1 protein-coding gene is annotated in these 398 nt (G+C 52.8%); it reads left to right on the top strand.

Translation table 11 applies throughout. From position 1 onward, the window contains the following. On the top strand, positions 1 to 398 hold a 398-nt coding region (locus ACH1XZ_RS23220; RefSeq protein ID WP_395597309.1), incomplete at both ends, for an EF-Tu C-terminal domain-related protein.

The raw sequence follows: 398 nt of genomic DNA on the forward strand, positions 1-398 counted from the left end.
ACTGCTAAGTCTACCTGTACTGGCGTTGAAATGTTCCGCAAACTGCTGGACGAAGGCCGTGCTGGTGAGAACGTTGGTGTTCTGCTGCGTGGTATCAAACGTGAAGAAATCGAACGTGGTCAGGTTCTGGCTAAGCCAGGCTCTATCAAGCCGCACACCAAGTTCGAATCTGAAGTGTACATTCTGTCCAAAGACGAAGGCGGCCGTCATACTCCGTTCTTCAAAGGCTACCGTCCACAGTTCTACTTCCGTACTACTGACGTGACCGGTACCATCGAACTGCCAGAAGGCGTTGAGATGGTAATGCCAGGCGACAACATCAAGATGGTTGTGACTCTGATCCACCCAATCGCGATGGACGACGGTCTGCGTTTCGCAATCCGTGAAGGCGGCCGTAC

Origin of the sequence: Kluyvera chengduensis (assembly GCF_044197065.1) — a bacterium.
GTDB lineage: Bacteria > Pseudomonadota > Gammaproteobacteria > Enterobacterales > Enterobacteriaceae > Kluyvera > Kluyvera ascorbata_C.